15 protein-coding genes and 2 pseudogenes are annotated in these 25,887 nt (G+C 70.5%); 2 read left to right on the top strand and 15 right to left on the bottom strand.

Annotated features, from left to right (window positions below; genetic code table 11):
• From ACWD35_RS38940 to ACWD35_RS38910, 7 genes and pseudogenes are all read right to left on the bottom strand, one after another.
• A partial coding sequence (locus ACWD35_RS38940) for a transposase (RefSeq protein WP_451356098.1) occupies window positions 1–251 on the bottom strand: 251 nt, incomplete at its 3' end.
• A gap of 77 nt (window positions 252–328) precedes the next feature.
• On the bottom strand, window positions 329–1,009 hold the full coding sequence (gene narI, locus ACWD35_RS38935) for a respiratory nitrate reductase subunit gamma (RefSeq protein WP_451356097.1): 681 nt from the start codon (window positions 1,007–1,009) through the stop codon (window positions 329–331).
• Complete coding sequence (gene narJ, locus ACWD35_RS38930; RefSeq protein WP_451356099.1) at window positions 1,006–1,794, bottom strand: nitrate reductase molybdenum cofactor assembly chaperone; 789 nt, start codon at window positions 1,792–1,794, stop codon at window positions 1,006–1,008. Before narJ ends, narI begins: the two co-directional genes overlap by 4 nt.
• Window positions 1,791–2,639, bottom strand: a pseudogene (locus tag ACWD35_RS38925) (4Fe-4S dicluster domain-containing protein); the annotation flags it as partial. The gene narJ and the pseudogene ACWD35_RS38925, both read right to left, overlap by 4 nt.
• Window positions 2,632–3,219, bottom strand: a pseudogene (locus ACWD35_RS38920) (nitrate reductase subunit alpha); the annotation flags it as partial. The pseudogenes ACWD35_RS38920 and ACWD35_RS38925, both read right to left, overlap by 8 nt.
• Window positions 3,220–3,382: 163 nt before the next feature.
• Complete coding sequence (locus ACWD35_RS38915) at window positions 3,383–4,561, bottom strand: serine hydrolase domain-containing protein (RefSeq protein ID WP_451356096.1); 1,179 nt, start codon at window positions 4,559–4,561, stop codon at window positions 3,383–3,385.
• A gap of 134 nt (window positions 4,562–4,695) precedes the next feature.
• Window positions 4,696–5,103: a pyridoxamine 5'-phosphate oxidase family protein gene (locus ACWD35_RS38910; protein ID WP_451356095.1), complete on the bottom strand. Its 408-nt coding sequence runs from the start codon at window positions 5,101–5,103 to the stop codon at window positions 4,696–4,698.
• Between the two features lie 269 nt (window positions 5,104–5,372).
• Here ACWD35_RS38910 and ACWD35_RS38905 point away from each other — a divergent pair, with 269 nt between their 5' ends.
• Window positions 5,373–6,620 carry an MFS transporter gene (locus ACWD35_RS38905; protein ID WP_451356094.1) on the top strand — a complete coding sequence of 416 codons (1,248 nt, stop codon included), beginning with the start codon at window positions 5,373–5,375 and terminating at the stop codon, window positions 6,618–6,620.
• Here ACWD35_RS38905 and ACWD35_RS38900 read toward each other — a convergent pair whose 3' ends face one another.
• From ACWD35_RS38900 to ACWD35_RS38870, 7 genes are all read right to left on the bottom strand, one after another.
• The gene (locus ACWD35_RS38900) at window positions 6,621–7,874 is read right to left on the bottom strand and encodes a GAF domain-containing protein (protein WP_451356093.1); all 1,254 of its coding nucleotides are present in this window, start codon (window positions 7,872–7,874) and stop codon (window positions 6,621–6,623) included.
• A 15-nt stretch (window positions 7,875–7,889) separates the two neighbouring features.
• Window positions 7,890–8,075: a hypothetical protein gene (locus tag ACWD35_RS38895; protein ID WP_451356092.1), complete on the bottom strand. Its 186-nt coding sequence runs from the start codon at window positions 8,073–8,075 to the stop codon at window positions 7,890–7,892.
• A 266-nt stretch (window positions 8,076–8,341) separates the two neighbouring features.
• Window positions 8,342–9,241, bottom strand: a complete 900-nt coding sequence (locus ACWD35_RS38890; protein WP_451356091.1) for a hypothetical protein — start codon at window positions 9,239–9,241, stop codon at window positions 8,342–8,344.
• An 80-nt stretch (window positions 9,242–9,321) separates the two neighbouring features.
• Window positions 9,322–10,362, bottom strand: coding sequence for a vWA domain-containing protein (locus ACWD35_RS38885; protein WP_451356090.1), 1,041 nt, complete (start codon window positions 10,360–10,362; stop codon window positions 9,322–9,324).
• A gap of 141 nt (window positions 10,363–10,503) precedes the next feature.
• Window positions 10,504–11,535, bottom strand: a complete 1,032-nt coding sequence (locus tag ACWD35_RS38880; protein WP_451356089.1) for a DUF6215 domain-containing protein — start codon at window positions 11,533–11,535, stop codon at window positions 10,504–10,506.
• Between the two features lie 70 nt (window positions 11,536–11,605).
• Window positions 11,606–12,877: a hypothetical protein gene (locus tag ACWD35_RS38875; protein WP_451356088.1), complete on the bottom strand. Its 1,272-nt coding sequence runs from the start codon at window positions 12,875–12,877 to the stop codon at window positions 11,606–11,608.
• A gap of 129 nt (window positions 12,878–13,006) precedes the next feature.
• Window positions 13,007–17,407 carry a ricin-type beta-trefoil lectin domain protein gene (locus ACWD35_RS38870; protein WP_451356087.1) on the bottom strand — a complete coding sequence of 1,467 codons (4,401 nt, stop codon included), beginning with the start codon at window positions 17,405–17,407 and terminating at the stop codon, window positions 13,007–13,009.
• 339 nt (window positions 17,408–17,746) lie between these two features.
• Here ACWD35_RS38870 and ACWD35_RS38865 point away from each other — a divergent pair, with 339 nt between their 5' ends.
• On the top strand, window positions 17,747–24,766 hold the full coding sequence (locus ACWD35_RS38865; RefSeq protein WP_451356086.1) for an RHS repeat-associated core domain-containing protein: 7,020 nt from the start codon (window positions 17,747–17,749) through the stop codon (window positions 24,764–24,766).
• Here the strand turns inward: ACWD35_RS38865 and ACWD35_RS38860 are convergent.
• Window positions 24,763–25,833, bottom strand: coding sequence for a GlxA family transcriptional regulator (locus tag ACWD35_RS38860; protein WP_451356085.1), 1,071 nt, complete (start codon window positions 25,831–25,833; stop codon window positions 24,763–24,765). The genes ACWD35_RS38865 and ACWD35_RS38860 overlap by 4 nt on opposite strands.
• Window positions 25,834–25,887 lie beyond the last annotated feature (54 nt).

The raw sequence follows: 25,887 nt of genomic DNA, 5'->3' as shown, positions 1-25,887 counted from the left end.
TCCTGCATCTTCCAGGCCAGGCGGGCCTGCACGTGCGCCGGATTCCATGGGCTCGTCGTCACGAAATGGGCCAGCGCCTGCCGGTTGCCGTCCTCACCCAGCCGGGCCGCCATCGGCTCCACCGACTTGCGCCGTCCGTCCAGCAGCAGCCCACGCACGTACACCTGCCCCCACCTCCGCTGGTCAGCACGGAAGAACCCGTCGAACAACTCCGCCGTGAACGCCTCCAGGTCCTCCCGGACCTCGGCCATCTCCCCAGGTGTCACACCACCCCAACGACACCCACCACCCAACAGACACGCCACTCACGAGTGAAGCTGACCAAGCCCTAGTAGGGGCGGACAAGGTAACCGATCGGGGCGCTCCACACGTGCACGAGGCGGGTGAACGGCCAGGCGGCGAAAAGCAGGCAGGCGCTCAAGGCGTGCACTTGGAACAGCAGCGGTGCCGCGGCGATCGCCTCCGGGTGCGGATGGAGGGCGAAGACGCCGCGGAACCAGACCGAGACGGTGGAGCGGTAGTCGTAGCCGCCGCCGAACACGTTGTGGGCGGCGGTGGTGGTCATACCGAGCAGGACGGTGACGGACAGCAGGGGGAACAGCAACTTGTCGCTGCGGTCGGTGGTGAGGCGGATCCGGCGGGCGAGCAGCCGGCGGGCGCACAGCATGCCGAGCCCGGTGACCATGGTGACCCCGGCGACGGAGCCCAGCACGGCGGCTGCGGTGTGGTAGGCGTGCTCGCTGATGCCCGCGGCCTCGGTCCAGGACGCGGGGACCGCCAGGCCCACCAGGTGCCCGGCGATCACGGCGAAGGCGCCGAGGTGGAACAGGGGACTGCCCAGGCGCAGCCAGCGGTGTTCGAGGAGCTGGGTGGTGCGGGAGGTCCAGCCGAACTGGTCGTGACGGTAGCGCCAGACGTGTCCGACGACGAACACGGCGAGGCAGGTGTAGGGGAACGCGACCCACAGCAGCAGGTCGGCGCCGTCGGCGGCGGTCGCGATCGGGTTCATCGAAGACCTTCCGTAGGGTGGGTGGCCGGGGCGGGCAGGGGCGGTACGAACGCGTCGGGCGGCGCGAACTCCCCGTCGCCAAAGGCTCCGTAGGGTGCGAGGCCGACCTCCTCCTGCGGCGGACCATCGGCGGCCAGCTTGGCCACGGCCTCCTCGTCGGCCTCCGTCGGCGGAGGCAGGAGGGCGAGCAGTGCGGCCAGGGCGTACCGGTACGGCGAGCCGCCGGCCTCCAGGGCGCGGTGGATCAGGTCCAGTCCCCGGCGGTGCTGCCGCAGCGGCGCCTCGCCCGCCCCGGTGCCGGCGAGGGCGGCGAACTCCAGGACGACCGGCAGATGGTCGGGCAGTTCGCCGCCGCCGATGTCCCAGCCCGCTGCCTGGTAGCGGCGGGCCAGGGTGAGCAGGGTCATGCCGCGGCGACGGGTGTCGCCGTGCAGGTAGTAGGTGAGGTAGAGGCTGCTCTTGCGGCGCAGGTCGAAGACCTCCACGTAGTGGGCCTCAAGCGTCTCGGGGTCCTGCGTCGCGAACCAGGCGGTGAAGGCCGCCAGGTGCTCGGCCGCGAGCGAAGGCTGCAGGGAGCGGACCGTCTCCGCCAACTCTCCGCGGGCCGCCGTCAGTTCGCTGTCCGGGTACTGGAGGAGCAGTGACACCAACCGGAGCAGCAGGGCCCGGTCCGCAGCCTCCTGGGGTGACAGGGGCGACCGGGGTGACGTGTGCGAGGGGCGGCGGGCCGCGGCGCGCAGGCGGGTGCGGACCATGGCGGGAACAGTGCCGGGCAGCGGGCTCATGCGCGGCCTCCCGTGGTCTTGCGGCGCAGGGTGGGGATGCCGAGCATCACGCGTCGCTCGCCGCCCTCCGACGGTTCCGTGGCGGACTCGACCGGGCAGCGGTTCTCCATCGCACTGAGCGCGGCGGCGTCCTCCTTGTGCGCGGCGGGGACGACGTAGTGGTCGGCGTACTTCGCCACGGCCAGCAGCCGGTGCATGTCCTCCGCTTCCCCCGCGGTGAGCCCGACGGCCTTCAGCGCGCTCTCGTCGCAGGATCCGCCCAGAATCCGCTCCCGCATGTACGAGCGCAGGGCGGTGAGCTTCATCAGCACCCCGGCCACCACGTCGGTGTCCCCGGCGGTGAACAGGTTCGCCAGGTACTCCAGCGGGATGCGCAGCCGGGTGACGGCGGCGAAGACGTGGTTGGGGTCGTCCTGGTTTCCGCCCGCCGCGTCCACGGCGTCCAGGACCGGGGAGAGCGGGGGCACATACCAGACCATCGGCAGGGTGCGGTACTCCGGGTGCAGCGGCAGCGCCACCCGGTACCTCGCGACAAGCGCGTACACAGGGGAGCGGCGGGCCGCCTCCAGCCAGTCCTCGGGAATGCCGGAGGCGCGTGCGGAGGCGATCACCACGGGGTCGTGCGGGTCGAGGAAGACATCGCGCTGGGCGTCGAGCAGGTCCTGCTCGTCCGGGGTGGCCGCGGCCTCGCCGACGCGATCGGCGTCGTAGAGCAGCAGGCCGAGGTAGCGCAGCCGGCCGACGCAGGTCTCGGAGCAGACGGTGGGCTGTCCGGCCTCGATGCGCGGGAAGCAGAAGGTGCACTTCTCGGCCTTGCCGGTGGCGTGGTTGACGTACACCTTCTTGCGGGATCGTGTGGACGTGGGCCGCGGCGACCAGCTCGGCCACCTCGTCCCAGTCGGCGCGCACCAGGCCGCCCTTGCCACGGGCCCGCTTGTACGCCCGCGCCTTCGCCGGATCCCCGGTGATCTCCGCCCACGCGGCGACCGGGTCGCCAAGGCGGCGCCGGGCCTCGCGCCACAGCTTGAGCAGAGCACCCCGTACGTACGGATACCGGACCCGGCTGGGGGAGTACGTGTACCAGGAGAAGGACGCCCCGCGCGGGCAGCCGCGCGGTTCGTATTCGGGGCAGTCCGTACCGATCGACGGGTAGTCGGTGGCCTGGTGCTCCCAGGTGATGATGCCGTCCTTGACGTACACCATCCACGAGCAGGAACCGGTGCAGTTGACGCCGTGTGTGGAGCGCACCACCTTGTCGTGCGCCCACCGGTCCCGGTAGAAGCCCTCCCACTTCGGGTCGGCCGCACCGAACACCGCGCGCCCGTCGGCCGAGACCTCGCGGCGGGTCAGCAGCCGCCGGGCGGCAAGCGGCCAACCCTCGCCCCCGCGCCGCTGCGAGGTGCGCGCGATCCTGTTGTTCTCCATGGGCTCGACGCTAGGCGTCGGCCCCGCTCCGGTCCTGGGGCCGAACGGCTCTGTCCGGGAGACCTTCCGGCCCGGACCTCACCCGCGTCGCTGGCCCTTCCTGACAGTCCGTCCGCCCTGCTGGATCGCCGAAGCGAGGGACCTTCGGCCCCTGTCGATGGGCTCAACGGCCGGAGCCACCGGCGCACAGTGCGTGGTCGATCAGGGCGCTGGCCGCGTTCTCCTCGTCCAGTATGTGCTCCGGGGTGTCGCCGCGTGCCTCGGACATGGAGACCACGGCGCTTCGCCTGCCGTCGTCGGTGACGCCGTTGAGGGTGATGTAGCCGCCGTCCCCGCCCTCGTGGCTCCAGTAGGTTCCTCTGCAGCTCAGGGGGCGTTCGACCAGACCGAGCCCGTATCGGCCGCCGGGCCACAGCTGTTGGACCTCCGCGTTCACGGGGACGGTCTGCTTCATCTCGGCCAGCTGCCGGGGCGGTAGCAGGCGGCCCGCGAGCAGCGCGCGGAGGAAGACGTTCTCGTCCCGCGTGGTCGTGACCCACGAAAGGCTCTCGTGGTCCACCGGTATCTGGTCGGTGACGTCCACCCGGGAACCGGGGCCGAAGAGCTGGTAGGCCTGGGCGTGCGGCCGGGGCAGGGTGGGCGAGGTGCCCATCCACCGGGTCTGGTCGAGGCCGAGCGGGCGCAGGATGCGGTCTTCCATCTCCTGGTGGGCGGGTTGACCGGTGGCCTTCTGGATGATCATGCCGAGCAGGACGTAGCCGGTGTTGGAGTACTGCCAGCCCTTGCCGGGCGGGAAGTCCGGCGCATGGGCCATGGCGCGGGCAACCAGCTGCTCGGGTCCGTAGATGTCGAGGCGCTGCTGGTAGTACTCCTCCGGCGTGGTGTATCCGGGCAGGTCGTCGTGGATGCCGCTGGTGTGCTGGAGCAGTTGGCGGATGGTGATCCGGCTGCCGTGATTGCCCCTACCCCGCACCACTCCTGGCAGCCAGTGGTTGACCGTGTCGTCCAGGGACAGCCTGCCCTCGGCCTCCAGTTGGAGGACCACCGTGGCGACCAGCGTCTTGGACGTGCTGGCCATGCGGAAGTAGCCGTCGGAAGGGACCGGGCGGCCGGATTTCAGGTCGGCGGTGCCGCTGGTGGCGACCGACTGCCGACCGTCAGGCGCGACCACGCGGGCCTGCACACCGCTGACACCGAGGGCATGGATCGCCTCGGTGTCCTGGCGCAACCGCTCCACAGGGGAGGGACCGGCGGGCTGGGCGACGGCGGTGGCCACCGTGGCGGTGAGCAGGGTAGCGACACCGAGTGCCATGGCGAGGTGCTTTCGCAGAGTCGAACTCATGGCTGAACGCTAGTTTCGCCCTCCAACGGTTCCGATCCGGCGAACCCCAGGATCGGAAGGGGGATATCCCCCCAGCGCGGGTCCGGAAAAGGCGCACGGCGTGCGCGCCTCGTGCCTAGCTGTTGCGAGCCCGGTCAGCCCGTGATTTCCCGGCCGGTGACCAGCTCGGTCTCGATGCGGACGAATACCTCGTCGCGCGTGACCGCCCATGAGCGCGCGCCGGTTCGCGACAGCCGTTCGTGCTCGGCGGGGCCGGCCACCAGCGTCGCCCGTCCCGTGACGACCACGCTCCAGCCGGAACGGGTCACGGCGTCGAAATCGTCGGCCTCGAAGGCGACCACGGCTCCGTCGATCGCGCGGACGAGGTCCGAACTCGCCGAGGTGCACAGGAGCACGGAGGAGTCCGTGCCGATCGAGAAGCTGACCGGGAGCACCGCGGGCAGCGCCTGACGGGTGTACACGACGCGACCGACCGGCACTTTCGCCAGGAGGCGAAGGCACTCCTGCCGATCGAGTGCGCGAAACCCTTCCTTGTGGAACATCAGTCCATGCTCTCTCCCGCGGCCGGGCCACTGTCAGGGCCGGAGGGCCCATGTCGCGTGCCCCATGGCAGGAGGCCGGCTGTCCCGTCCGGCCGGCCGAAAACAGGGGACCGCGGGGCCTGTTGATGAGGCCGTACGGCCCACCCCCCGAGCGAGCCCTGATTCGGATAGTGGCATCAGGCCCCTGGCACGCACCGCGCGGTCGGAGGGCCCGCGGCCCCGGCTCCATCCCCGGGGCCGCACACTGCGAATACGAAGGGACGGGCGGCATGCTTCAGCCGTCGAGGAAGCAGAACGAGGCACCGGCACCGGCTGCGTCCGTGTCCGGCCGGGCGGGGTTGATGCTGGCGTTGGCCACGGTGGGCTTCGCCGTCAACTTCTGGGCGTGGGCGCTGCTCAGCCCGCTCGGCCCGCGGTTCAAGGACAGCTTGGACCTGAGCTCGTTCCAGCAGTCGCTGCTGGTGGCGGTGCCGGTGGTGGTCGGCTCGCTGGGACGGATCCCGGTGGGCGCGCTCACCGACCGGTTCGGCGGGCGCGTGATGTTCCCGCTGGTCTCGGCGGCCACCATCGTGCCGGTGCTCTACCTCGGTCTGGCCGGGCACTCCTCGCTCGCCGCCCTGCTGGTGGGAGGCTTCTTCCTCGGCATGGGCGGCACCGCGTTCGCGGTCGGCGTGCCCTTCGTCGGCGCCTGGTTCCCGCCGGCGCGGCGCGGTCTGGCCATCGGCATCTTCGGAGCCGGCATGGGCGGCACCGCGATCAGCGCGCTGACCACGGTCAGGCTGGTCAAAGCGCACGGCATGGCCGACCCCTTCGTGATCACCGCCGCCGTGCTGGCGGTCTACGCGGTGGTGGCCGCCCTGGTGCTCCGCGACGCGCCCGGCCGCGCGGTGCCCACCGAACCGCTGGTCCGCCGCCTGGCCGCCACCCTCAAGCTCGGGATCACCTGGCAGGCGTCCGCCCTGTACGCGGTCGCCTTCGGCGGCTACGTCGCCTTCTCCGTCTACCTGCCCACCTACCTGAAGACCGGCTACGGCCTGACCCAGGCGGACGCCGCGAACCGGATGGCCGGCTTCGTGCTGCTGGCGGTCGCCATGCGGCCGGTCGGCGGCTGGCTGTCGGACCGCATCGGCCCGGTGCGGGTGCTGGCCGGGGCGCTGACCGCAGTCGTGGCCGGAGCCTTCGTCCAGTCGTTCACACCCTCCCTGGCGCCCGTGGGCACGATGGCGTTCCTGGCCATGGCCGCCGCGCTCGGCGCGGGCAGTGGCGCGGTGTTCGCCCTGGTCGCCCTGCTCGCCCCCGCGAACAAGGTCGGCTCGGTCACCGGCGTCGTAGGCGCCGCGGGCGGCCTCGGCGGCTTCGTCCCGCCGCTCGTGATGGGCTCGCTGTACGGCGCCGGCGGCTCGTACGCCATCGGTCTGGCCCTGCTCGCGGTGGTGGCCGCCGCGGCTCTGGCCTTCACCGGCACGCGGGTGCGCCATGGACTCACCCGCCGCGTCCGCACAGCCCAGGCACACTGATCAGGAGAGGACCGCGCCATGTGTGAGTACTGCGGCTGCCAGGCGCTGGAAGCCATCGACGTCCAGCAGCCCGGTCATGCGCAGCGCAGGGGCGAAGCCGAGCGACTCGGTGGCCCGTTCGGTGGCCGCCACCAGCTGGGCGCGCAGCCCGCTGCCGCGACGTGACCGATCGTGCTCGCGAAGGGCGTAGATGGTGGAACGGATGATCTTGATGGTGTCGTCCAGGTTGTCCACGACGCGCTGGATCCGTTCGCTCACCTGCGGACGGTCGGAGACCCGGCCCAGCGTGGACTGGAGTGACAGCGCACCGGCGAACAGCCGCTGGATGACCAGGTCGTGCAGGTCTCGGGCAATCCTGTCGCGGTCGTTGAGCACGACCATGCGCTCGGCGTCCCGCCGATGCTCGGCGACGTCCAGGGCCAGCGCGGCCTGATTGCCGAACCCGGTGACCATGTCGACCACGGCGTCGGTGAAGAGGGGGCCGCCCGGTACTTTTGCGACCTGCAGCACTTCGCGGACGTGCTCCCGGGTGCCGAGCGGTACGAGGAACGCCGGACCGAGCTCCACCACCGAGGCGCTGCCGCCCTCGGCGCGCGGATCGGCGCTCACGGCACCGCTGGTGATCGTCTCCCCGGACGCGTAGACCTTCGCGGCCAGTGCGGTGGCGGGCAGCACCAGCCCGCGGACCTTCTCCGCCCGCGTGCCCGAGGAGGCCTCGATGACCAGCTCGCCACGGTCGCCGACCGGCACCGCCAGGGTGACCAGGTCCGCGCCGGCCATCTCCCGCACGGTGGCGGTGAAGGACTCCAGCACGGCGGCGGGTTCCGCACCGGACAGCAGGCTGCGGGTCAGCTCGTTGCTGGCTGCCAGCCACCGCTGGCGGCGGTGCGCGTCGTCGTACAGCCGGGCATTGTCGATCGCGACACCGGCCGCCGCGGCCAGGGTGCGCAGCACCGCCTCGTCGTCGGTGTCGAACTCTGTGGCGCTCTTCTTGTTGCTCAGGTACAGGTTGCCGAACACCTGGTCGCGCACCCGGATGGGGGCGCCGAGGAAGCTGGTCATCGGCGGGTGCCCGGCCGGGAAGCCGACGGACGCCGGATGCTCCGCCAGGTTCGCCAGGCGCAGCGGCTCCGGGTGCCGGATGAGCAGGCCCAGGATGCCTTCGCCGCGCGGGTAATGGCCGATGCGTGCGATCGCCTCGTCGTCGATGCCGACCACGACGAACTGCTTGATCGTGCCTTCTTCCCCCAGCACGCCGAGTGCGCCGTACTAGGCGTCGACCAGGGTGACGGCCGACTCCACGATGCGGCGCAGCACCATGTCCAGGTCCAGGTCGGAGCCGACCGCCAAGACGGCGTCCAGCAAGGTGTGGACCCGGTCCCGGGCCCCCCGGACCTGCGCCACCTGTGCCTGCAGGTCGTCCAGCAGCGCGTCCAGCCGCAGCTGTGGAGACATCCCGGACGTCTCCACTTCACGCGAATCCTGCGCGCGCTCGTCCACCACAGCTCCCCTCACCTTCTCACCGGCCCATCCCAAGGATGCCCGACGCACCGAACCCGTTCGACGGCACCCAGGTGGGCAGGGAAGAGTCGGGCGACATCCAGCAGGCACCCGGTAGACGTGCCGATCCTGGGCGCGTCCCGGGTTACCTGGGCGGTGTGCGCAGGGCGAGGCCGGCCGGTATCGACGCTCCGGTTTCAACGCAACCGGTATGCCTTCCGTCACGTGGTGGACAGACTCCATGCCCCGGCCGAGCGCACCTGGTAGTAGCCGCGCCCCGGCCACTGGAACCTATGCTCCCCGGCGCGGCCCTCGGCCACCGTCACCCAGTAGGCGAGGCGGTCGTCCAGAGCCTCCAACTGGACCAGGCTTGGGCCCGCGTAGTGCAGGACGCCTGGGCCCGGTTCCCCTCGGTAGTGCACGACATCGGACCCGGTGCCGTTGATCTCCTCGTGGAAGCGCGGGACTTCTCGCAGCGGCGCCGCAGTCGCCGTCCACGCCTCCCGGTCACCGGCGGCAAACACGCGGAAGACGATTGCCTTGCTCCCCTCCGGCAGCGGAATCCGGGCGGTGAAGGGGGTGCCGTCGCCGGACAGCCGGTAGAGGCGTGAAGAACGCCCCTTGCGGCCCTCGAAGCGTAGGTGGACCCGCTCCTGCCCGTCGGTCGAGAAGACCATCACGGCCGGGCGGTACGGTGGCATCGCCAGCCGATGCGTCTGCTCGCCGCTGCCCCCCGTCCCGCTGACCTGCGGTTGGGCGGCACGCAACGGCGTCGTCGTGCGAGGCTTGGCCGCGCGCGGCTGTGCGGGGACGCTGCGACCCGGGCCTGGCTGCGGAGTGATGGGGCCCGGCCCATCCGTCAGGCGGACCGCGTCTGCGTCTGCTCGGGTCCGGTCGTTGGCGAAGTCCCGCTTAGCCTGCTCGTATGCGTCGAGGGCACGCTCCAGCTCGGCCCGCATCTCATCGGTGGCGCCGGGCTGGCCGGGGCTGAAGGAATGGACGTCCAGAGCCTCACCGAAAGCGGTGATCTGAGCCTCGATCTCAGCGAGCGCCGACTCGTCGCGTCCGCGCCCGCGCCACGGCCACAGTCGGCGGAGCCCCCCGCCCGCCCCTCTACGCATGGTCGCAATCATGCCGCACGACCCGACAGGCACGGCCTGAGGTCACCCCGCCGGCGCAGGTTGCCTTGGTTTTCAAGGTGTCAGAGCATAAGCAGTAGCCGCGTGTTCGGGACGAGTTTCCGGTTCACGCTGGTGCTCTGCACGAAGATCGTGAAGTCGTCGTTGTGGTCCGGCTTGACGCGAACTTCCACGTCCGGCAGGCCGAGTAGGGCTCGGGCCTCGGGCCCCGTGTACACCCGGTCCGTCTTCTTCTCCAGCACTGCTATCTGCTTCCGCGCCTGGATCTTCTCCGACTTGCTCAGCTGGTAGAATGCACCACCGGTACGGTAGGTGTGCCCGCTTTCGACGACCCAGTCCCGGATCGCCGCGTCACGAGCCACCGGGATCAGCTCGTACTGTGACGGATTCACCGGGGTGAGGCCGGCCGCCTTGATGGTGTCCTTGTTGACCGCCTCGGCGCCCATGGAGAACACCGCCCGCGATCCCCGGATGCCCTGGGTGCGACCCACCATGAATTTCTCGGTGGCCTGCTGGATAACCTGCCCGGCCTCCTCCAGACCCTGTGTGCTCGTGGCGTCCCAGATGGCGATGTTGTCCTTCGGGAAGCCGCACTGCATGGCCTCCCGCTTGCCCATCTGGTCAGGCACCAGGACGGCCAGCGTCCAGTTGTCCTGCTGTGTCTCGATCATCTCGGCCACAGCCTCGACCAGTTCACGCGGATCCCTGGCAGGGGCATCCGGGCAGCGATGACTTGCGTTCTCCTGCCCGTCGGTGAGTACGAACGTCAGGAAGCTGTGGTCGCCGTACAGTTGAGCCGTCTGCGCCAGCTCCCGCTGTGACTTCAGTGAGGCCGCCAGCAGAGCCGTCATCCCACCGACCCGGTACAGCTGCTTCAGCGAAGGCATCCGCAGCACGTCCTTGTCGTAGATGACGCACTCCACCGTGTCTGCGAAGACGTACACCGTGACGCGGGTTTCCTGGTCCAGTTCCCGCGATCGGCGGGCAAGATAGGCAATCTGCTGGTCGGCGACGTCGACGACCTTGCGGCTCAGATGCGACATGGACGAACTGGCATCCAGCACAAGAGCAACGTGATTGATGTAGTTCTGGTTTCCGGACATGACAGTTCCCCCTCGTTCCGACCCGATGCTCCTACCGTCTCATGCACCACTGACAATCGATCTTGGCTCGCGGCCTGGAGTCCGGCCTTCGTCAGCTCGCGCTGCGCCGACCGGCTTGGCCGCGAGGGGCGGGAAGACGTCTCATCGGACATCCCGTTCCGGGATCGTCGGAAGAACCTTCTCAGCGATGTCGAGGAGAACGCTGTCGCCCGGGAGGGCTCCGGACTTGCTCCACACGGTGATGTCGTAGTAGCCGCCCCGGTCCTTCCGGTCGAGGGCCACGGACAGCGTCCTGGCCAGGGGACCTTGTTCGACCGGTCCGCCGGATCCGCCACTCCCGAGATTGATCTCGAACTTCATGGTGTGATCCGAGGAGAAGACCGCGGGCCGCCCGAGAACCGTAAGCGTCTTGACGTCCTTCTCGCCCTCGTCACCCGCGATCTTCATCAGCTTCACGTACTGGGCGGTCGACAGCTCGTTGTAAGTGGCCGAGAGGTTCACGGTGTAGGTGTCGAACGCGACCTCGGCCTCCGGCTCGGCGACCTTCCCATCAGTCAGGGCAGCGGTGTCGCTGGTGCCGGAAGCCGTGGTCGCGGTCTCTCCAGGCGTTCCAAGGAGCCGGGCCAGGTCGGGTCTGTTGAGCGCCTTGCACAGCTCGTCACCGGTCACAGCCCGTGGCGTCTTCTTGTAAACCTTCGGCAGCTCATCGTGTTCCCCGTCCGAACACGCGGCGGGCTGCGGTGTGCTGTCGTCGGACGGCAGCACGTGGGGGGCCACCCACAGCGCGCCCGCGAGTGCCCCGAACACGGCCACGGCCGCGACGGCCTGGCCCCACGCGTTGGGCTCCTTCTCCGGAGTGTCCGGGCCGGGACGCAGCCCAGTTCCGGCCTGGGCTTGGGCTTGGGCTTGGGCTTGGGCTTGGGCGGCAGCATCGACCACCGCCCCGTCTGCGGAGGCCGCCGCACTCGGGTTCCGGCGTGCGCGCAGCGCCCGAACCACCGTGTGGACGCGTATCGCGGTGAACACGAGGAACACCACACCGAGACCGGCCGCGGTCAGGTCGTGATCGTGGACGGCGAGATACATGATGCGCAGGCCGAGAACGGACCCGAGCACGATGAACAGGGGCTCGCGGACCCAAAAGGGCAGGAGACGGAGGAGGAAACCGAGCATCCGGCGATCTCACCAGGTCACAGCCACGTTCGCCGTGGTGGAGGCCACAATTCCGGAACGTGTGGGGCCCTTACGAGCCGTCTGCGTGGACCGCGTAGACGTACCGCTTGCCGGCGTACTCGCTGACGTTCCAGATGACGGACTCGGTGTAGGCCCAGCCGGACGCGCCACTGCTGTGGTAGCTGAGATCCTCGCAGCCGATGGCCAGGTCACAGACGTTGGTCGCGGCCGAGTCGCCGGAGTTGAAGGTGCGCAGCGAACCCTTCGTGGACGGACCGGCGCTCGTCGCGAGGTAGTGCTTGCTGTTGCGCGACACCACTCCTTGAATCTTCTGCTGGGCGACGGTGACGGCTTCGGACGCGGTGAGAGAGGCGACCTGCCGGTCGGTGTAGTCGAGGTTCCAGCGGACCACCTTGGGTGTGGTCGTACCGGGGCCCGTGCCGTTGAAGGTGCCGTCCGTGTAGTCGACGGTCCCGGACAGGGAGTACTCGCTCACCACCAGGCTGTCGGGGGTGCTGGCCCGGTCGAGCCCGATCGTGGTGTAGCGCAGGTACGTCCCCGCGTTGTCGTAGGCGTGGCTCTGCGGCAGGACGTACTCGTACCCGTAGCCGTAGTAGGACCCGTCGGTGTGCAGACCGCACACCTCCGTCTCCGTGGTGGCGACCTTGAAGAGGGTGTTCAGGTCGAACACCCTCAACCCCTTATAGGTGTCCACGACATAGAGCAGGTTGCCGTACCACATGATGCCGCCGGCGTGCTTGCGGATGGGGTTGAAGGAGTACTCCCCGGTGCCGGTCTTGACCGGTTCGACCAGAAGGACGTGCCGGTACGTCGGTGTGGTGGAGGTGGTGTAGTCGACGAACGTCAGCCGCAGGCCCTTGTCGAGCGCGTAGTTGTCGACGCCGTTGCCGTCGGGGTCCGTCTCGAAGTACCAGGAGACGAGGACGACCCTGTTGTTGCCGCCTGCCGGGTAGAGCCCGTTGCCGTAGGCGTCGGCGCTGGTCGTGACGCCTTGCGGGATCCAGTAGTCGACCGCCTGGTCGCCGCTGTCCCAGGTGAATCCGGTCGAGAACGCCTCGACGGTGCCGGGTGCGCTCGTGAGGTGGGTGGCGCTGCGGTTGGTGTCGGCGATGACGGTCGTAGCGTCCACCTTGGTCAGCTTGGTCGTCAGACCGGCGGCCAGATCGGCGAACTCGCCGTAGCTGTTGGAGGTTCGGCTGCTGAGGCTGAACTGTCCCGCGTCGATGGTGGCAGCCTCGGCGACGGCGGGGGCCAGCAGGCTGCTGGTGGCAGCGACGAACGGGGCGGCGGTCAGCCCCTTGAGGATCGTTCTCCGAGTCATGGTCATGAGGCGGAAAACTATGTGTACTTGATCAAGCAGCACAACCCGGGGGGCCCACATACACGTCAACGGGCCCCCGGCGGCGAGCGCCGGGGGCCCGTTCAGTGGTGGTCCGCCTGGGCCGTCGCGTCAGGGATTGACGATCGGCAGGACCGGGCTCTGCAATCCGGCCATGGACCAGCGCTGGGCGACGGTGCCGTTGCAGTCCCACAGCTGGGGGCGGGCCTGGACCGCGGCGTCGGCCCAGGGGATGTCGAGGCACCGACCGGAGACCGGGTTGATGATGCTGCCGTCGGCACGCGGCAGCCACTGCTGATTGGCGCCCTGGTTGCAGTACCACATGCCGACCGAGGTCCCGTTGGCGGTCCCGGCGCCGGATGCGTCGAGGCAACGGCCGCCCGCCGTGATCGTGCCGTCCGCGTTCACCGAGAACTTCTGGGCGTCCGTCTTGTTGCAGGGCCACAGTTGCACGCCCTGGCTCGCGTCGCCGCCCGGCAGGTCGAGGCAGCGGTCCTGGGCCGCGTACTGGATCTCGCCGGTCGCGGTCGCGGCCACGGCGCCCGTGTACACGGCCAGGTTGCTGACGCTGCCCTTGAGCAGGCCCACATCGGTACCGGTGGTGCGGCCCTGGTACCGGTAGCGGCCGATGACGACTCCGCCCGTGACGGCCGGGGTGGTGGCGGCCGAGTGGTAACCGGTGGAGGCCAGACGCCCGTTCACGTACAGGTTCATCTGCCCGGTCCCCGACGAGTAGCTGGCGGTCAGCTGGGTCCAGACGCCCGGCTGGAACGTGTTGGCCGGACTGTCCGCGTAGGTGTAGTCGTACGACCAGGTGTCGTCGTCGGCCCGGCCGATGGCGAACCGCCAGCCGCCCGTCTCGCCGTACAGCGACCAGGAGCTGGCCCGCGTGTTGTCCTGGCTGGCCACGACGGCGCCGCTGTTGTCCACCTTGGCCCAGACGCTGACGGTGAAGCTGCCGTGCGGATCGGCCGCCGGCTTGCCGGTGGTGATGGTCCCGGTGCCGTCGAACGCGGCGACCTGGGTGGCGCGGCCGTCGACCGTGTCCTTGACGAAGGAGACGCCCGTCGCACTGGCCGTGCCGTTCTGCTCGGCCGGGTTGGCGGTGGCGTCGTCGTAGAGGCGCCAGTGGGCGGCGGGGGCCTGCGTGCTGCCCCGGTAGTGGTCGCCGCCGAAGCCGGTGACCATGCCGTTCGTGGTGCTCGCCGGCCAGACGTGGATACTGCCGTCGTCGGTGACCGCCCAGAAGTCGGGCACGCCGTCCCCGGTCAGGTCGCCGTCCGAGCCGATGGGCTGGGTGGTGGTGATGCCCCAGCCGATGCGCGTGGCGGGGCTGGCGGTGACGCCGGTGACGGTCGGCAAGCCGTCGCGTACGTCCGTGGTGAGGCGGTACTGGTAGATGTCGCCGGCCTCGCGGCCGTTGCCGGCGGTGCGCACCCGGACCCACAGCGCGGGTGCGGTGGGGGTGGTGGCGTCGACGGCGAGGGTGTTGCCGGGAACCATCAGGTCCACCCCGTTCCAGCCGCCCTGGGCGACCAGGTTCGGCGCGGCCAGGGTGCCGTTCGTGTTGGTGGGGTAGTACCAGAGATTGTCCGACTCGACGGCGAGGATGCCCGTGGCACCCGTGACGTCACGGTTCGGTGTACGGGTGTCCGTGACCGAGCCGATCGGGGTGATCTGGCTGGTGTACTGCCAGGCGTCGCCGGTCCCGAGGTGGAAGCCGGGGCAGGACGCCGTGCCGCCCACGCAGTTGGTCCGGCTCAGCTTGGTCTTCAGACCGAGGTCGAAGCGGCCCGGGTCCGAGAGGCGGTTGGCGTAGTAGTGCAGGGTCTTGCCGCTGGTGCCGTCGGGGCCGTCGCGGTGCACGAACAGGTCGTCGGTGTTCAGGCCGGGGTCGCGCGAGCCGCGGTGGCTCACCCGGTAGTCCTTCCAGGTCTTGCCCGTCTCCGGGGCCTGCCCGGCGGGGGCGGCGATGCCGGTGGCGGGGACGCTGGGGTTGCCCGCCTCGGTGGCGCGGCCGTGCGTGACCAGGTTGCCGGCGGCGTCCGGGATCAGCAGGTCGGGGCGGGCGTCACCGGTGGTGTCGCCGAAGGCGACCTCGCCGTCCGTCCACGGCACGTAGAAGGAGTACGAGGCGGTCTGTGACTGGTTTCCGGCCTCGTCGAAGGCCTTCGCGTAGAGGGTGTTGGTGCCCCAGTGGGTGGGCTTCACGGTGATGGCCGAGAGGTTCAGCGGGGAGCCGCAGGTCTGCTCGTACGTCGCGAACTGCGCGTCGAAGCTCCAGCGGACGCAGGCCAGTCCGGAGGCCAGCTTGCCCGAGGGGTTCGGGTCCTGGGCCTTGATGGGGATGCTGCCCTGCTGGCCGACCCTGAGGTTGGTCACCTGGCCGTTGCCCGAGGGCGGGAACTGGGTGTTGGGGTCGGTGAAGTCCCCGAACGAGAACACCGGCGGGGTGAGGTCCACCGCGAAGTGGCAGGGTTCGCTGCCGGGTCCGCGCAGCAGTCCGTCGTCCCCTTGCGCCCACCAGCCGTAGTAGTGGCCGTCCTGGAGCGTGCCGTAGGGGAGGGTGTACGAGGCGTCCTGGCCGGTGCCGACGAAGCCGGACCAGTTCTGGTGGACGATGTTGCCGCCGGTGGAGTTGTCCCACAGCTGGACGTACTCGGTGAGCTGGCCCTGGTTGGGGCTGCTGACCCGGGACGTGAGGGTGGCCCGGGTGTCGGTGATCCAGCCGTAGGAGCCGATCGGGGCGTCCCAGCAGGAGTCGCCGCCGGCGGCGGTGACCCGGCGCGGGGTCGGTGTGGCGCGCGTGTTGTCGGGCCTGTTGGGCGGGAAGTCGTACTGGGTGGAGAGCGTGGCGTCGTACGAGAAGCGCTTGAAGGCCATCTTGTCACCGCTGCCCTCGCGGCCGACCAGGGCGAAGGCCAGCGGGGTGCCGGTGTCGCCGAGGGCGTTGCGCATGGGCGCCGTGATGTTGAAGTCGACGGGGATGTCCGAGTAGCACGCCTGCTGGGTGCCGTTGCCGGGGATGTCCTTGCCGTCGACCCATTCGTACGTGCGGTGGTTGTCCCAGTTGATGCCGCCGTCGAAGGCTCCCGCACGGTAGAGCTGCACGGGGTACTTCGTGGTGCAGGACCAGTCGGAGGAGATGTACTGCGCCACCCGCAGGTTGGCGTACTCGACGTGCGCGCCCGCGTACCCGTTGAGGTTGAACTCGTAGAGGCCGCGCTCGACGCCCGTCTGGGCCTCCCAGCCCTGGAAGCCGACGCCGGGGCGGTCCCGGTCGGCGCTGCCGGTCCGGTCGAAGTTGCCCGTGGTCGGGTGCGCCGACATCACCCACGCGTGGTGGCTCTTGCCGCGCGCGTCATTGGACCAGGAGGGGTCGACGTACACGGGGTAGACCGTGTTCTTCGCGTCGAGGAGCGCGGTGTTCGGGGTGAGCGTGACGGTGCCGGACCGACGCTGTCCCGGTGCGCCCGCCCTGGTGACTGCGCCCTTGGCACGTACCGCCATGTCCGCGCTGCTCGCGTCGCCCGCCGGACCCTCGGCCGTGCTGAGCCACACCGGGGTTCCGGCCGGGGACTTGGGTCCTCCAGCGGCGGAGAGTCCCTTGGCGGCACGGCGCTCACCGGTGTACGGGTGGCGCGTGCCGGCGGGGGCCGAGGCGGACCACATCCGGGGTGTGGGCGCGGAGAAGACGGTCTGCTTGCCCGCGCGGGCCCGCAGAGCGCCGGTCTTGTCCGCGGTCAGCGCAACGCCCTTGGTGCTGGTCGGGAAGGTGAGCGCACGGACGGCCGGATTGGCGGCGGCGGTGCGGGACTTGAGGACGAGGACGGTGGTGAAGCCGCCGGTCTTGGTGGCGGTCACGCGGAGGTCGGTGTCCTTGGCCACCGAGCGGAAGACGGCGCTGTTGCCTTCGATGACCGGCGCGGGCAGGGCTCCGGGGAAGGGCGAGCCGACTGACAGCTGCTTGCCGTCCTTCGTCGTCATCGTCGCCAGCGGCCCGCTGCCGCCGCCGGAGACGACCAGGCTGTCGAGGGCGGCGGCCGGGGCGTACGTGCCGTCCTTCCGGCGGGTCAGCCGGTCGTCGGGGGTGCGCCAGGCCCCGTCCTTGCGCACCCGCTGGACCTCGGTGTGCTGCACGGTGCGCAGCTTGCCGGCCGCAGTGACGACGGTGGTGCTGAACTCGTCGGTCAGCGCGGGGACCGGGACGTCCTTACCGGTGCGTTCGGCCTTGTCGGCGGCGCGCGTGAGCGCGCTCGCGGGGCGCTTGCGCGGATCGCCGGCGTCCTGCCGCGTGGCCCGGGTGTTCTTGGCGTCGCCGGCCTTGATGGCGGCGGCCACGTCGACCGGCTTGCCGCTCGCCGGTGCCGCCGCCGCGATGGCGGGCGTCAGCGACAGGCCGAGCGCGACGACGAGCAGCGGTGTGAGCGAGCGGGCTCTGCGCCGGCCGCGGCGCCGTGCGGCGGCACCCGATCTGTGCCGGGACCAGGGTCCCGGTGCGCCTGTGAACAACGAATACCCCCGTGAAGAAAGCGTGTTGAAGTTATGGTTGTTTCGAACGGGGGCACTCTTCCAGCCGTTTTCCCGATCGGTCAACGTCACCACGCAAGGCATGTTCACCTCACCCCGGCACCGGGGTCGTCGCCGTCCGGTCGCAGCGCATCGGGGACTTGGCTGTCGGATGGACGCGAGGTTTCCTGCGCGGTGCTGCTCCACTGCTCCACTGCTTCCTGCTGAATGCCCTGCAACGCACGGAAGTGGGCCGTGCGTACAGCCTCGAACCCAACGGGGGGTTTTGTGTCTGTCAGATCTGAGGCCGGTTTCGTGCGCTCTGCCGCACGAAGACTGGCCGTGTCGCTTACCCTGGCGCTGACCGCGTCCCTGCTCGCCCCGTCCCTGGGGCAGGCGGAGGCCGCGTCCGGGCCGGACTTCGACCGGGTGTGGTCACCGCCCGGTACCAAGCTGCCCAAGACCGCGTCGATCGCGGCACGGGCCGCCAAGAAGCCCGGCGCGTCCCGCCCGCACTATCCGGTTCCCTCTCGGACCCCGAGGCCGCCCCGGCCCCGGGCGAAGGAGACCGCGGCCACCGTCAGGCTCTCCGCCGCCACTCCCGCGGCGGGCCTCAAGGCGGGCGCGCTGCCCGTGTGGCTGGCGCCCTCAAAGGGCGCGGAACGGTCCGGCATCGGACCGGTGACGATCACCAGGGCCGGTGAGAAGGCCGCCCGGGCCGCCGGTGTCGACGGGCCGCTGTTCGCCCTCCGCTCCACCGCCTCCCGGTCCGCCGCCCCGGCTGAGCACGGCACCGCGGCCAAGTTCCGCGTGTCGTTCGACCCCGCCGCCCTCAACGCGGCGACCGGCGGGGAGTTCGCCAATCGCGGCCGGCTGGTCCGGCTGCCCGCGTGCGCTCTCACCACCCCGAAGCTGGCCTCCTGCCAGGTCCGTACCCCCGTACCACTGCGGTACGACAAGCACACGAAGCGGCTCACGGCCGAGGTCACCCTCGCCACCGTGCTCCCCGCCGGGGCCCGGTCCATCAGCGGTACCGAAGCCTCGCAGTCGCTGCTCCTGGCGGCCGAGGGCGGCCCCTCCGGCGGCGGCGGCTCGTACACCGCGACCGCCCTTGCGCCCTCCTCCGGCTGGTCGGCCGGCGGCGAGTCGGGCGGCTTCACCTACAGCTACCCCGTTCAGGTCCCGCCCTCCCTGGGCGGCCCGGCCCCGCAGGTGACCCTGGGCTACGACTCCTCGTCCGTGGACGGCAAGACCTCCGCGACCAACACGCAGGCCTCCTGGATCGGCGACGGCTGGGACTACAACCCCGGCTACATCGAACGCGTCTACAAGCCCTGTGACAAGGCGGGCATCACGGGCTCGGGCGACCAGTGCTGGGCCGGTTTCAACGCCGTCCTCTCCTTCGGCTCGCACAGCGGTGTCCTGGTCCGCGACAAGGGGGCGGGCTCGGCCTCGGCCACGACCGACGCGGCCACCGGCGTGTGGCGGCTGAAGAACGACGACGGCACGAAGGTCGAGTTCGGCTCCGGCGCCCAGAACGGCGTCCGCGACGGCGCGTACGCCAAGCTCACCGACAGCGGCGGCACCACGTACTACTTCGGCCTCAACCATCTGCCCGGCGGCGACGGCTCCGACCCGGCGGCCAACTCGGTCTCCACGGTGCCCGTCTACACGCCGAAAAGCGGCGACCCCTGCTACGACCCGGCCAAGGGCAACGGCTCCTGGTGCCAGATGTGGCAGCGCCTCTCACTGGACTACGCAGTCGACGCGCACGGCAACCTGACCACGTTCCGCTGGGCGCCCGAGACCAACTACTACCAGCGCGGCGCGGTCCAGAGCGGCGGCACCGGCACCCGTACCGCCTACACCCGGGGCACCACCCTCACGGAGATCGCCTACGGGCAGCGGCTGGACGCGCAGGTGGCCGCCAAGGGCGCCCTTGCGCCCGCGGCCCGCATCACCTTCACGACGGCCGAGCGCTGCGAGACGCCCGCCACCGGGTGCGACCCGGCCACCCGCACGGTGGCCAACAAGTCCAACTGGCCCGATGTGCCGGTCGACCAGGAGTGCACCGCCTCCGGGGCGTGCACCAACTACGCGCCGACCTACTTCACCACCAAGCGACTGGCCTCGATCGCGACGCAGGTCCGCGTCGGCAACGTCTGGCAGGACGTCGACACCTACACGCTGTCCCACTCCTTCCCCAACCCCGTCGACAGCACCAGCCAGAAGGCGCTGTGGCTCGACTCGGTGCAACGCACCGGCAAGGCCGGCGGGTCCGCGAGCACCCCGGCCGTCACCTTCACCCCGGCCATGCTGCCCAACCGGGTCGACGGCACCGATCTGGTCCCGGCGCCGCCGCGGATCAACCGTCCGCGCATCCAGCAGATCCGCAACGAGACGGGCGCGGTCGTCAACGTCGACTACGAACTCCCCGGCTGCTCGCGGCTGAACCATGTGATGCCGCCGGCCGAGGACGACAACACCATGTCCTGCTATCCGGTGCGCTGGACCGTGCCCGGCTCGGTGGCCGGCTCCGACCCGGTCCTGGACTGGTTCAACCACTACCGCGTCGCCTCCCTGACGGAGAACGACCCGGTCACCGGCGCACCCGCGAAGATCACCCGCTACGCCTACGGCCCCGCGGCCTGGCACCGCGACGACAGCGAGTTCACCGACCCCAAGGCCCGCACCTGGGGCGAGTTCCGGGGCTTCGCCACGGTGACCACCACCACCGGCAGCGGCAACGACGGCCCCCGGTCGCAGGTGCGCACCACCTACCGGCAGGGCATGCAGGGCGACATCCGCAAGAGCGGCGCCACCCGTGACGTGCCCCAGCTGACGGACGCCCTCGGCCGCAAGAGCTCCGATGTGGACTGGCTCGCCGGACAGGTCCTGCAGCAGGAGACATACGACGAGGCCGGCGGCACCGTCGTCGCCCGGACCGTCAACTCCTCCAGCGGCGAGGTGGACACCGCCACCCACCCGCGCGGCGGCGGCCTGCCCGACCTGGTCGCCCGCTACACGTCCACCACGGCGACCGCCACCCGTCAGGAGAAGAAGACCGACGACACCTGGCAGACCAGCTCCACCACGACGACCACCGACCCGGCCCGGGGCAACCGGGTCGTCACCTCCCTGGACCAGGCCGACGGGCTGCCCGACATCTGCACCCGTACCGAGTACGCCACCGGAGGCGACCCCCAGCGCACCCAGCTGGAGTCCGAACGCCTCGTGGTCTCCGGCACCGACGCCTGCACCGCGACCGCCGGCTCCGGCAACACCGTCGAGCGGGTCCGCACGTACTACGACGGCAAGCCGTACGGGCAGGCCGGCGTGCCCGGCGACCCCACCCGGACCGAGGTGATCGACAGCTACGCGGCCGACGGCACGCCGAACTTCGTGACGACCCGTGCCACCGGCTACGACGCCTACGGCCGCACGGTGTCGGTCACCGATCCCAACTCCAAGGACGGCCAGCACCCCGACGGCGCCACCGTCACGACGGCCTACTCCGCGGCTGCGACGGGCGAGCTGCCCGACAAGGTGACGGTGTCGGCTCCCGTGCCCGGTGCGCCCGCCACCGAGCACTGGGACACCGTCACCGTCACCGACCCGCGGCGCGGCCTGCCGCTGCGGACCACCGACGCCAACCTCAAGACGACCTCCCAGACCTATGACGCCCTCGGCCGCCTCACGGCCGTGTGGCTGCCCGGACGCGCCCAGGACCCGGCCACCCCGGCCAACCTGACCTTCGCCTACCGGGTGTCCAACCAGGCCGGAGTGCCGTCCACCATCACCACTGCCACGCTCACCCAGGACGGCGACACCCCGGTCTACACCACGGCCGTGCGGCTCATCGACGGCTTCGCGCGGACCCGGCAGATCCAGGAGACCCCCAAGAACCCGGCGTACAAAGCCGGCCGGCTCATATCGGACACGGTCTACGACTCACAGGGCCGTACGGCACACACCGACGCACCCTGGTTCAACAACGCGTCGGCCCCGTCCGAGACGCTCGTGACCACGGCGGAGAGTGACATCCCCGCCCAGACACGCACGGAGTACGACGGACGGGGACGCGCCGTGGTGAGCGCCTTCCGGTCCCTGGGCGTGGAGCAGAACCGCACCACGACGACGTACAAGGGAGCCGACCGCGTCGACGTGGTCCCGCCGGAGGGCAGCTTCCCCACCACCACGCTCGTGGACGCCCGGGGCCACCGCACCGAGTCCTGGCAGTACCGGACCGCCACCGCCACCGGCTCGGCCCTCGACGCCGTCATCAGCCGGTACACGTACACGGCCGACGGCAAGCCGCTGACCCGGACGGACGCGGCCGGGAACACCTGGTCCAACGAGTACGACCTGCGCGGCCGGGAGACCGGCCACAAGGAACCCGACAAGGGCGTCTCCCGGCAGACCTGGGACGCGGCCTCGCGCCTCGCGACCACCACCGACGCCCGCGGCACCACCCTCAGCTACAGCTACGACCTGCTCGGGCGCAAGACCGGGCTGTACGAGGGCGACATGACGCCCGAACACCAACTGGCCGGCTGGACCTTCGACACCGTCCCCGACGGCAAGGGCAAGGCGGCGAGCTCGACACGGTACGTCGGGGGCCGTGACGGCAAGGCGTACACGACGGCCGTCACCGGCTACGACGACGGCTACCGGCCCCTGGGCAGCAAGCTGACCGTCCCGAGTCCTGAGGTCGGCCAGCAGGCCGGCACCACCTTCACGTACACGACCGCGAGCGGATACGACCCGGTGACGGGCACGCCAGTCAGCAGCACGCTGCCCGCGCTCGGCGGTCTGCCCCGCGACGACATCGCGTACTCGCTCAACGACTACGGCCAGATGTTCTCGTACATGGGCGCCACCACCTATGACGTGCAGACGGAGTACGACGCCTTCGGGCGGGTGGTCCGCTCCACCGTGAACCCCTGGGGCAAGCAGGTCGTCTCGACGACCGACTACGACCAGTCCACCGGGCGGGTCCGCAGCCAGTTCGTCGACCAGCAGACCGCGCTGAAGGGATCCCTCCAGCAGACCGACTACACCTACGACCCGTCCGGAAAGATCACCTCGATCACCAACCTCCCGGACAACACGCCCTCCCTGCGCGACCGCCAGTGCTTCCGCTACGACGAGCTGAACCGGCTCGCCGAGGCCTGGACGGACACCGGCGGCATCTCCGTGCCACCCGCATCCGAGTACCGGACCCTCGACCAGGGCGAGTGTGCCAACAGCCGGCCCAGCGCCGCCACGGTGGGCGGACCCGCCGCCTACTGGGACGAGTTCGGGTACGACCTCACCGGCAACCGCACCTCGCTGGTCCGTCACGACCCGGCCGGCGACCGCGCCGCCGACGTCACCGTCACCCAGGCGTACGGCACGGCCGGGGAGCGCAACGCCCCCACCACCGCGCCGGACACGGGCGGCGGCACGGGCGGGCCGCACGCGCTGCTGACCGCAGAGACGAAGACCGGCTCCACCGTGACCGGCACCGGCCGGTACCAGTACGACGCGATGGGCAACACCACCCGGTACCAGGACCCCGCCTCGGGCACGGCCGAGGTGACCTGGAACAGCGAGGGCAAGCCGGCATCGGTGACCACGGCCGCCCAGATCAAGGGCATCGCCGGCAAGTGCCTGGACCTGGACGGCACCGGGACGGCGGACGGCACCGCCCTGCGGATCGCCGGCTGTGGCTCGGCTCCGGGGCAGAAGTACCTCGTCACCGGCGACCGGCTGATCACCGCCGACAAGTGCGTGACCGCCACGGGCACCCTCGCGGGCAGCGCCGTGGAGTTGCGCGGCTGTGACGGCCGTCCCGGTCAGACCTGGAAGCCCCGGAGCGACGGCACGCTCTACAACCCGGACTCCACCCGCTGCCTCACCGTGCCCCAGGGCGCCACGGCGGACGGCACGAAGCCGGTCCTGGACGACTGCGTCCTCGCGCCGCCGTCCGCCCAGCAGTGGACCATCCCGAACTCGACCACCACCTACCTCTACGACACGGAAGGAAAGCTGCTCGTTCGCCACAGCCCGGGCACGACCGTGCTGAACCTCGGCGACGACCAGCTGAGCATCGACACCGCCACGGGCGCCCAGACCGGCACCCGCTACTACCCGGTCCCGGGCGGCATGACCATCGTGCGCATCGGAGCCGGCACCGCCAAGGGGGCGTTCACCGTCCAGAGCGCCGATCACCACGGCACGAACACGCTGAGCGTCGACCTCTCCTCGGGCACGGTCAGCCGACGCGCCCAGGACCCCTTCGGCAACCCGCGCGGCCCCCAGCCGACGGCGTGGGCCGGGGACCGGGGCTTCGTCGGCGGCCGGCTCGACCCGGGCACCGGTTTGACCCTGCTCGGCGCCCGCCAGTACCAGCCGAGCACGGGTAGGTTCATCAGCTCGGACCCGCTGCTCGACTCGGACGACCCGCAGTCGTGGAACGGTTACGCCTACAGCGACAACAACCCCGTCAACGGCAGCGACCCCAGCGGCCTGTTCTGCGACGGCTGCTCGGTCGACAACCCGGGCTCGGCGTGGATCGACCACGGGCCCGGCTGCACGAACAGCGGCTGCTACCACGAGGACGGCAGCCACACCGACCTCAACGGCTACTGGACGTCGGGCAAGGTGTACGGGCCGTACAACCCGTGCATGTGGTGCAAGCCGAAGCCGCCGGTGGACCCGTGCCCGTACTGCGTGAAGAAGTCGTCGGGTTCGACGTCCGACGACCGGGGCCCGGGGCCCTGGAAGCCCAGGCCGACTCCGGCCCCGGCGGGGTCGAAGCCGGGGCCGTACGGCGACGTGATTCCGCCGAGCAACAAGTGGACGCCGATCTCGCATGCGTACACCCACACCGAAGACGTGGGATCGTCTCGATGGATGAGCCCCGAAAAACTGATGAGCGACTTCCAACGGGATCCGCTGAAGTTCTTCCCCTTCCCGATCGAGGGCTGCACTTCCCTGACCGAAGGGGCCGAGTGCCGTCTCAAGCCCGGCGAGTCCCTCCCTCTGGGCATGTTGGTCGGCGGCAACGGGGTCGTGCGGGTGCACACCACGTCCACCAGCACGAGCTTCGTCGTCATCTCCCAGAGCTACTTCGACGATCCGGGCTCGGTCATCACGTTCACGACCTCGGAGAAGAACGGCAGGCTGATTATGACTCAGCGAGGCGAATCCGAGGGTTCCAACCCGCTTATATGGGCTGCGGTCAAGGCCGGTAGCGCTGACTACACGTGGTGGAAGATGGGCAACAACCTCCGCGACCACGTCGAGCCGCCGGTGACCCAGTCCCAGCTGTCCTGGTCGCTCACCTGGGACAAGATCCGAGGAGGCTTGGGTTACTAGTACTGCGGTTGTGGTGACGAGGTCACAGCTCTACGGGCTGTGACCTCGTTGTCTGTGATGGCCCCGCGAGGCTGCCGCGACCTGTGGGGCGTCAGGTCGCGGTTCCGGCCCTGGAAGGTGCGGCGGTACGCGGCGGGTGAGACGCCGATCGCGGCGGCCAGGTGCTGGCGCAGCGAGGAGGCGCTGCCGAATCCGGCGCGCTCGGCGACCTGGTCCACCGGCAGGTCGCTGGACTCCAGCAGCCTGCGGGCGAGTTCGAGCCGCTGGGCGGTGAGCCACTGGCCGGGGGTCTGGCCGGTCTCGGCGAGGAAACGACGGCTGAAGGTGCGCACACTCATGCCCGCCTGGGTGGCCAACTGGGCGAGTTGGATGGGCCGGTGGAGCTGTTGGAGGGCCCACTCGCGGGCCCCGGCGGTGTCGCTTGCGCTGTCATCGGGGACGGGTCGGGCGATGTACTGGGCCTGCCCGCCGTCGCGCCACGGCGGAACGACGCAAAGGCGGGCGACCTGGTTGGCGATCTCGCTGCCGTGGTCGCGGCGGATCAGGTGCAGGCAGAGGTCCATCCCGGCGGCGGCGCCGGCCGAGGTGAGTACGTCGTCGTCGTCCACGTAGAGCACGTCGGGGTCGAGCGGGGTCCGCGGGTACAGCTTGCGGAAGCGCTCGGTGTGTATCCAGTGCGTGGTGGCGGGCCGGCCGTCGAGCAGTCCGGCGGCGGCGAGGACGAAGGAGGCCGTGCAGATCGACACCAGGCGGGTCCCGGGCCGGATCTGGGCCAGAGCGGTAGCGACCGGTTTCGGGAGCGGGTCGCTGCCGCCGATCGGGTCCTTGATGGGCGCCACGATCACGGTGTCGGCGGTGGCGATCACGCGTGCGTCGTGCTCGACGGCGATCGAGAAGTCCTCGCTGGTTTGCACCGGCAGGCCGTCCGGGGTGCAGGTGAGCACCTCGTAGAGCCGGTTCCCGTCCGGGCCGTAGGCGAGGCCGAAGGCCTTGGCGGGGATGCCGAGTTCGAAGGGGATGACGCCGGGGAGGGCGAGGACGACGACACGGTGCATGGTCTGCTGCATGGCCAGATCCTCTCACTCATTGGCAATCTGGCCACTCGTTTCGGTTGTTCGGCG

Source organism: Streptomyces sp. NPDC002671, assembly GCF_053592475.1.
The sequence above is the reverse complement of the archived record's forward strand: the minus strand, read 5'-3'. Positions and strand labels throughout refer to the sequence as shown.